The sequence below is a fragment of the Nostoc sp. UIC 10630 genome, assembly GCF_010747425.1.
Classification (GTDB): domain Bacteria; phylum Cyanobacteriota; class Cyanobacteriia; order Cyanobacteriales; family Nostocaceae; genus Nostoc.
The window spans coordinates 20,106-27,844 of sequence record NZ_JAAGOG010000109.1 but is presented as its reverse complement, the minus strand read 5'-3'; the positions used below and the strand labels follow the sequence as shown (position 1 = coordinate 27,844).

The window sequence follows — 7,739 nt, the reverse complement described above, 5'->3', positions numbered from 1 at the left end:
AAAACCAAAATCGTCGTAGATCCCCCTAAATCCCCCTTAAAAAGGGGGACTTTGAGAGCTTTTTGCCCCCCTTAAAAAGGGGGGTTGGGGGGATCAAAAGCTTGTGGTGCAACTTTAGAAGACTTGTGTGTACACCGTAGCCTTATAAAGGTGAGGGAACTAGATTTTCTTGTTTCCCACCTTTATAAGGGGGGATTAAGGGGGGTAATAATTCGATTAAAATCACAACATACCACTTTTAAAACATCCTCTGAGGCACTTAAACCCAGTCCTTTATGAAGGAATAGAATGAATCGAAATCTTATCCACCTCTGAGGTAGCTTCATCTAAAACCAAATTGGGTGGATTCTTCAAAACTGCACCCTACAAACTAATGACAATATAATTTGGGCTTTTTTGAGAGATGTCTATAATAAAGGGGCTTTTACCCGTGGCTCTTTATGGTTTTGGGTATTATGCTTAATTTGCCACATATCATATCACATCTATGTGTGCATCAAAAAATTGTCTATAAGAGTTAAAACTGAATATGGCAATCTCTGATATCCTCGAAGAACCACAGCTTTTACGTCTAAATCGCTGGTTTAGTGGGCTGCGTGGCGATTTGACGGGTGGACTAACAGCAGCAGTGGTAGCATTGCCTTTGGCTTTAGCCTTTGCAGTAGCGAGTGGTGTGGAACCAAAGGCAGGACTTTATACCGCTATTGTGGCGGGAATCGTCGCAGCAATTTTTGGTGGTTCGCCAGTACAGATTACAGGGCCGACAGGTGCAATGGCTGTGGTTTTGGTGGGAATTGTCGCCAAGTACGGCCTTGAGAAAGTTTGGATTGCTGGGGTAATGGCTGGAATTATCCAGATTGCCTTGGGAGTTGCCAAACTTGGACAGCTAGTAAAGTTTATTCCTTATCCAGTGACGGCAGGCTTTACCAATGGTATTGCCGTGATTATATTTTGTGGTCAATTAAATAATTTCTTTGGTTTACGACTACCACGTAGTGAACACTTTTTGCCGGGACTTTGGCAAAGTTTAACTCATGTAGAAGCTCTAAATTGGGCTGCTGTTGGGTTAGCAATTGTGGTAATGGCAGCCAACATTTTATGGCCTAGGATTAATACGACAATACCGGGTTCTTTAGTGGGGTTGGTGTTGGCAACGGGGATAGCAACTTATTTTCATCTGGATGTACCCACAATTGGCAGCATTCCGCAATCTTTACCAATGCCTCAAGGCATTCCCCACTGGAATGATTTTAGTGTGATTCGAGAACTGATTAATCCGGCTTTGGCTTTGGCTGCACTGGGAAGTATTGAATCGTTACTGTCGGCCGTAGTGGCTGATGGGATGACAGTGAGCGAAAAACACAATAGCGATCGCGAATTAATTGGTCAAGGATTGGCAAATATTATTATCCCATTTTTTGGCGGCATCCCGGCAACAGGTGCGATCGCTCGGACTGCTGTCAATGTCCGTTCTGGCGGCAAAACCCGACTATCTGGGGTAATTCACGGCGTTGCTTTAGCTATTATTGTTTTAACTTTAGCACCCCTAGCAGCACAGATTCCCTTAGCAGCACTTGCTGGCATTCTGATGGTAGTTAGTGTGCGGATGATTGAGTGGGAAGCCATTGGTTTATTGATGCGTGCTACCTACTCCGACTTTGCGGTGATGATTCTCACCTGGCTAGTAACAATCTTATTTGATTTAGTTCTCGCTGTAGAAGTAGGATTGATTGCAGCCGGAGCATTGTTCATCAAACGGATGAGCGATTTAAGCCTAGTTAAAATACCTGAAACCGAAGTATTTCCCCCTGGTACTCCTCTGGAATTAGGTAAGGAAATTGCGGTTTATCGCGTAGATGGCCCCGTATTTTTTGGTGCTGCTGAACGCTTTGCTACCTTCCTCCGCGATGAACCGGAAGTGAAGTATTTAATTCTACGGTTGCGCTTTGTGCCAAATATGGACACAACTGGATTAGTAGCTTTAGAAGATATTTACCATGACTTGGAACGGCACAATTGCCGCTTAATTCTCACAGGCTTACAACCCGAAGTCAAACAACTATTAGAACGAACAGGGTTGTTAAAAACAATTGGCTTATCAAATTGTTTTGAAACAACGACAGATGCGATTTGCTCTATCTCTCCTCAGATTCGAGAATGTTCTCAGCCTGTAGCGGCTGCTTTGAAAACAAAAGAATTGATGGAATTAAAGGAGTGATACCGTTTATTTGTGTTTGAAGATGCCTCTATAAGCCTGTAGAGGCAATTCATGTAGACGCGGAGCATACTCTACGAGTTCTTCAACGGATTACCCGCAGAGTATTGCCCCTACATGAATAAGGCACAGGATCGCATGGAATGGGTATAACCAAAATGTATTGATCTATACTCACCTAAAGCTCGATATTTATTCTATATTTCATGAGATTATGAAAAGAATATGAGAATATTTCACGACAAAGTAAATGGCTCCCCCAGAAAAAAACCTAGCTTACCAGAGGTTCACCGTAGTATTGGAGTTCCTAACAGCAGCAGCTTTTGGCGCAAGATGATGGCTTATACAGGGCCGGGGTATCTGGTTTCAGTCGGATACATTGATCCTGGAAATTGGGCAACAGACATCGCTGGGGGATCAAAGTTTGGCTACACTCTGTTAACAGTGATTTTGCTGTCGAACCTGATGGCGGTATTACTCCAATCATTATGTGTACGTTTGGGAGTTGCTACAGGGCGAGATTTAGCACAAGCTTGTCGAGACTATTTCAGCCGAAGGGTAAGTTTTTGTTTGTGGGTACTGTGTGAAATTGCGATCGCAGCTTGTGATTTAGCAGAACTACTCGGAAGTGCGATCGCACTGCAACTTTTATTCGGTATTCCCTTAGTATGGGGTGTTTGCATCACAGCATTAGATGTACTGCTATTGTTATTTCTGCAACATAAAGGCTTTCGCTATACAGAAGCCCTAGTAATAATGCTGGTAGGAACAGTAGGCATCTGTTTTACAGCCGAAATTCTGTTTTCTCGCCCTGATATGGGGGGGATTTTATTGGGATATGTGCCCAAGAAAGAGATTTTACACAATCCAGAAATGCTCTATATTGCTATTGGTATTTTAGGGGCGACAGTGATGCCTCACAACTTATATTTACACTCCTCAATTGTACAAACCCGTAATTGGCAGCCTAATACTGAAAAAAGATGGGAAGCAATTAAGTTTGGCACAATTGATTCAACTTTTGCTTTATCCTTAGCACTATTTATCAACTCAGCAATTTTAATTGTGTCTGCCGCAACATTTCATTTTTCTGGTAATCAGAATGTGGCAGAAATTCAAGATGCTTATAAATTACTTTCACCATTGTTAGGAGTTAGTGCTGCCAGCGCTATTTTTGGCATTGCTTTACTTGCTTCTGGACAAAGTTCAACACTAACTGCAACTCTGGCAGGACAAATTGTTATGGAAGGCTTTTTGCAATTTCGCTTTCCATCTTGGTTACGCCGTTTAATAACTCGTCTAATTGCCATCATTCCAGCGTTAATTACTATCATTATTTTTGGTGAGAATAGTACAAGCAGTTTGATAGTTTTCAGCCAAGTTATCCTCAGCTTACAGTTACCATTTGCAGTGATTCCATTGGTGATGTTTACGAGTAATCGCCGCTTGATGGGTGAGTTTGTAAATCCCTTATGGTTGAAATCGTTAGCCTGGTTAGTTGCTATTGTTATCGTTGGTTTAAATGTTTGGTTGCTATTACAAAGTATTTTGGGATGATTGTTATCAGGTAACAGTTAAAATGAAATAACAGATTGGCTTTAAAATATCAACAAAAATGAGTATTATCGTCTTCGGCAGCATAAATATAGATTTAGTAGCAACAACACCCCGATTGCCAGTCCCAGGAGAAACGTTGCTAGGAGAAAAATTTTTTAAAGTTTCGGGAGGTAAAGGAGCGAATCAAGCTGTAGCATTAGCAAAACTGGGAATTCCCACCCAAATGGTGGGGCGTGTCGGTGCAGATGATTTTGGTGTGGAACTTGTCAATAATTTGCAATCATCTGGTGTGCAGATTGATAATATTTTCGTCGATAAGACTGTTAGTTCTGGAGTTGCCATTATCGCCGTAAATCATACTGGGGAAAATCAAATTATTGTAATTCCTGGTGCAAATGGGCGTGTTAATCAAGAAGATGTAGAACGATTGTCTCAGTTATTACCAGAAGCTACAGCACTGCTTTTACAATTAGAAATTCCGATTACTGCGGTGATTGCAGCCGCTAAAGCAGCAAGAAAAAGCAAAATTAGGGTAATTCTCGATCCAGCACCCGCACAATCTGATTTCCCAGATGAACTTTACCCATTAGTGGATATTATTACACCGAATGAAGTTGAAGCCGCGCAGCTAGTGGGTTTTCCTGTAGATGGAGAAGAACAAGCGGCAAAGGCTGCTGAAGTTTTATTACAACGGGGTGTGAAATGTGCGATCGTTAAACTGGGCGCTAAAGGTGTTTTTTGTGCTACTGCTGAGGAAAAGTTTTTTGTCCCCGTCTTTCCAGTTCATGCAGTTGACACAGTAGCAGCTGGCGATGCTTTTAATGGTGGCTTAACGGCGGCACTTTTTGCAGGACTTTCTTTACATCAAGCAGTTGTTTGGGGCGCAGCAGCAGGTGCTTTAGCGACGACAAAATCAGGCGCACAAACTTCACTACCCGATAGGTTTACATTTGATGCCTTTCTTAGGGAAAAGGCATCTGTCAGAGATTAAGTAAGTAAGCGTAAATAATTGTCGTTGAAATAAGGCAATAGGCAACAGGCAATAAGTATAAGGGTTTTAGCCAATCCCTTCTAGCTACGAGCAATTGCAATCTGAGCAACGTCAAAGTCTTGTAGCCGAGTCATGTTTCCACTGTTCTTATCTACGCTATACACAGCATTAGGTGTTTCATACCTCATAGCTCCAAAGGCAAGGAGTTGACCTGTTGCAGAGCAAACTAAGCTTTGTAAGCCATTATTCCATTCTTTACCATCAACTTTCAATTGTGCCAGTCTGATTGGCTTTTTTTGATTTGAATCTAGCTGCACCAAAGTTGTATCACCATGAAATCCAACTAAAGAAGTATAGAGTTTTCCATCTGGACACTCAGCTAGATTGCTAACCCGCTCATCGTTCGGGAATTTAATCTTATTAATAGAACTTATTTCTCCTGTTTGAAGGTTAATATCTACCAATAAAATTGGTGGTGTACCGTTCTTTTTACCTACTAGACCGATGAGTCGCCCATCATTAGTGCCTAGCAAACTCCCAAGCTGTTGATTCTGTTTAAGTCCTGAGACTATCAAAGTTTTTATAGGCGTACCCAAAAATGTAATCCGAGTAGGTGTTGCCAGTTTCCTACTAATCGTAACAGGAGTAGTGGCTACAACAAGTGTGCCATCGCTTAAAGAAGTGAAGCCACTTATATTTAATATCTCACCAGGCTCTGCTAAAGGCGTACTATTTGCAAGTACCTGACTATTTCCTGTAGTTAAGGATTGCAAAACAAGTCCTACAGGCTTAATATCTGTGGATACATTGTTTGGGGCAGTGCTATCTAATTCAGTGGTGTTTACCTCTGGAATAACCGCTTTGTCTGTGGTGATGATAGAGCCAGAAGTTATACCGACAATATTATTTAAACTTGGATTTAAACTTGGTGTTTGCGCCAAGGCTTTGTTGGTTAAATAACTAAGCCCAGATACTACAGTTCCAGCAATTGCCAACTGGCCAAACTGCCGACGTGAGAGCTTGGAATTCATATTTCCACTCCTAGAATTAATGACTTTTATTAAGTTAAACGGGTAAGGCTAAAATATTCGCGTCCAGGTTGCTACTGAAGGTGTCCCATTGTTGTCACTAATAAAAAGCATGTACCACCCTGGCGGCGCTATGTTTCGATTGTTTGTTACCGTGACATTCAGAGAAGTAGAGTTTCTAGAATTAATCGGCACATCTACTATTCTTTGTTCTGTATCGCAGGAATGAGTGGTTGCCATTGGTCTAATCAGACTAACCCATTTAATATTCCTGGCTTGGGGTGTCTGAATCGTAAATTGCACTCCGTAGCTCAATGTTTGAGGAGCGCTCTGAATAATTGGTCGTGACCGCGACATATACGCAGGACTGTAAATTTCTAATCGCAGTTCATTAACAGTTCGTTGAGGGTTCCCCCCAGCTGCAACTACCCTACCATCTGGCAGCAGCAAGGCCACAGAGTGATATACGCGAGGGACACCTTGTTTAGCTACTACTGTCCAGGTATTTGTGGCTGGATTGTAGATTTCTGCTGGCAGCATTGATTGTGTTGTGTCCTCACTCATTTTGCTACCATTACAAACAAAGACTGTGCGATCGGGCAACAAAACAGCGCTGTGATGCATCCGAGCATAATTTAGAGACTTTGCTGCTACGTAAGTTGGATTAGTAGCTTTTAAATCTACAATATTTACCCTGTTTGTTGCTGTAGTACTATTACCCCCACCAATAATCATAACTTTTTGGTCTTGTGCAGGTGGTAAAAGCACACTAGCAGCTTGATTACCGAAGCCTGGGTTTTGCAGCCCTGGCACCACTTTTTCTGTAATGGATTGCGTAAATGTATCTGGCAGGGTTAGTATCGTTGGCGCTACTCCAGAGTTATCGCCCATCTGGGCACCTGAATAAAAAATTTTCCCACTACTTAATAGAAACAATTGTGCGTATGCCGGAAAGGGGCTAGTTATTGGAAAAGCGTTCCAACCATTTGAAAATGTAACAGAATAAATTTCTGGTTGTCTGTTGAGCTTGCCATCTTTATCCGGCCCGGACAGTGCAAAGATCCGACCGCTGCCTAGTGTTAACACAGTAGGATACCAACGGCCATTATTCATTGATGGGATCTTGACCCATTTCTCGGTAATGGGATCAAACAGTAGAGCAGAGGGTGAACCATAAAATGGGTCATAGCGCAGAGTTCCACCCGCAACTATTAACAGACCCTCAGAGCGGAAGGAGTGACCAGCGCAAAAAAGGTCAATAGGTTGATTATTACTATCTAATGGAGGTGCTTGATGGGTAAAGGTTCCCTTGTTTACATCCCAAACCACACTGTCGTAGGGAGTATTTAACCGAGTGGGATCGTTACCTGAACCACAGAAAAAGAATATCTTACCAGTACGAAGGAGGGCGGCATGTATGGGTATAATTGGGGCTTTGTAAGACAATACTTGCCATTTGTCTGTAGCAGTAGTCTGAGCTATGAAAGTCCCTAAATCTGGTTCCTCTATAAGGTTATTTTTGTTATTAGTTTGAGTCACTTTATTTACAATTTTTGCTACGTAAATTTCATGTTTTCCTCTTTAAGTAATTTATTCCTAAACTTATATCCATACAAAGACTTCTTTATACTTATTAATGATATTAAGATCCGATATTATTATTAATAAGCTAAAGTAAAATTTATTTAGTCAATAGTAATTATGCTGTAAATCATCCAGGCTGCTTAGTATTGAATTAATCTCTGTACTTGGTTCTTGGACAAAGGTATATAATACCGTAATCCATATCATATAAGCATTTTCGGGCTTGGCACTAGATATAGCTGGTTTAAAAAGTGTGTTTCTAAAATAGATTTATGAATAGGTTTTAAATACTATTACTTCTTAACATTAAACTTGAAAATTATGGTTTGATGTGATACAAGGCACGTTAGGTAAAAAATCAAAA

General features: G+C 41.3%; 5 protein-coding genes. 3 read left to right on the top strand and 2 right to left on the bottom strand.

The features are described 5' to 3' along the window. Nucleotides 1-529: 529 nt before the first annotated feature. From G1O98_RS22870 to rbsK, 3 genes are all read left to right on the top strand, one after another. Nucleotides 530-2,218, top strand: a complete 1,689-nt coding sequence (locus G1O98_RS22870) for a SulP family inorganic anion transporter (RefSeq protein ID WP_163932228.1) — start codon at nucleotides 530-532, stop codon at nucleotides 2,216-2,218. A 222-nt stretch (nucleotides 2,219-2,440) separates the two neighbouring features. Beyond that, on the top strand, nucleotides 2,441-3,772 hold the full coding sequence (locus G1O98_RS22865) for an Nramp family divalent metal transporter (RefSeq protein WP_163932225.1): 1,332 nt from the start codon (nucleotides 2,441-2,443) through the stop codon (nucleotides 3,770-3,772). A gap of 58 nt (nucleotides 3,773-3,830) precedes the next feature. Next, nucleotides 3,831-4,763, top strand: a complete 933-nt coding sequence (rbsK, locus tag G1O98_RS22860) for a ribokinase (RefSeq protein ID WP_163932222.1) — start codon at nucleotides 3,831-3,833, stop codon at nucleotides 4,761-4,763. An 80-nt stretch (nucleotides 4,764-4,843) separates the two neighbouring features. Here the strand turns inward: rbsK and G1O98_RS22855 are convergent, their stop codons facing one another. Together G1O98_RS22855 and G1O98_RS22850 are read right to left on the bottom strand one after the other, a co-directional pair. Beyond that, nucleotides 4,844-5,794 (bottom strand): hypothetical protein, encoded by a 951-nt coding sequence (locus tag G1O98_RS22855; protein ID WP_163932219.1) that lies wholly within the window; start codon nucleotides 5,792-5,794, stop codon nucleotides 4,844-4,846. A 48-nt stretch (nucleotides 5,795-5,842) separates the two neighbouring features. Further along, nucleotides 5,843-7,330, bottom strand: coding sequence for a galactose oxidase-like domain-containing protein (locus tag G1O98_RS22850; RefSeq protein ID WP_163932216.1), 1,488 nt, complete (start codon nucleotides 7,328-7,330; stop codon nucleotides 5,843-5,845). Nucleotides 7,331-7,739: the final 409 nt, after the last annotated feature.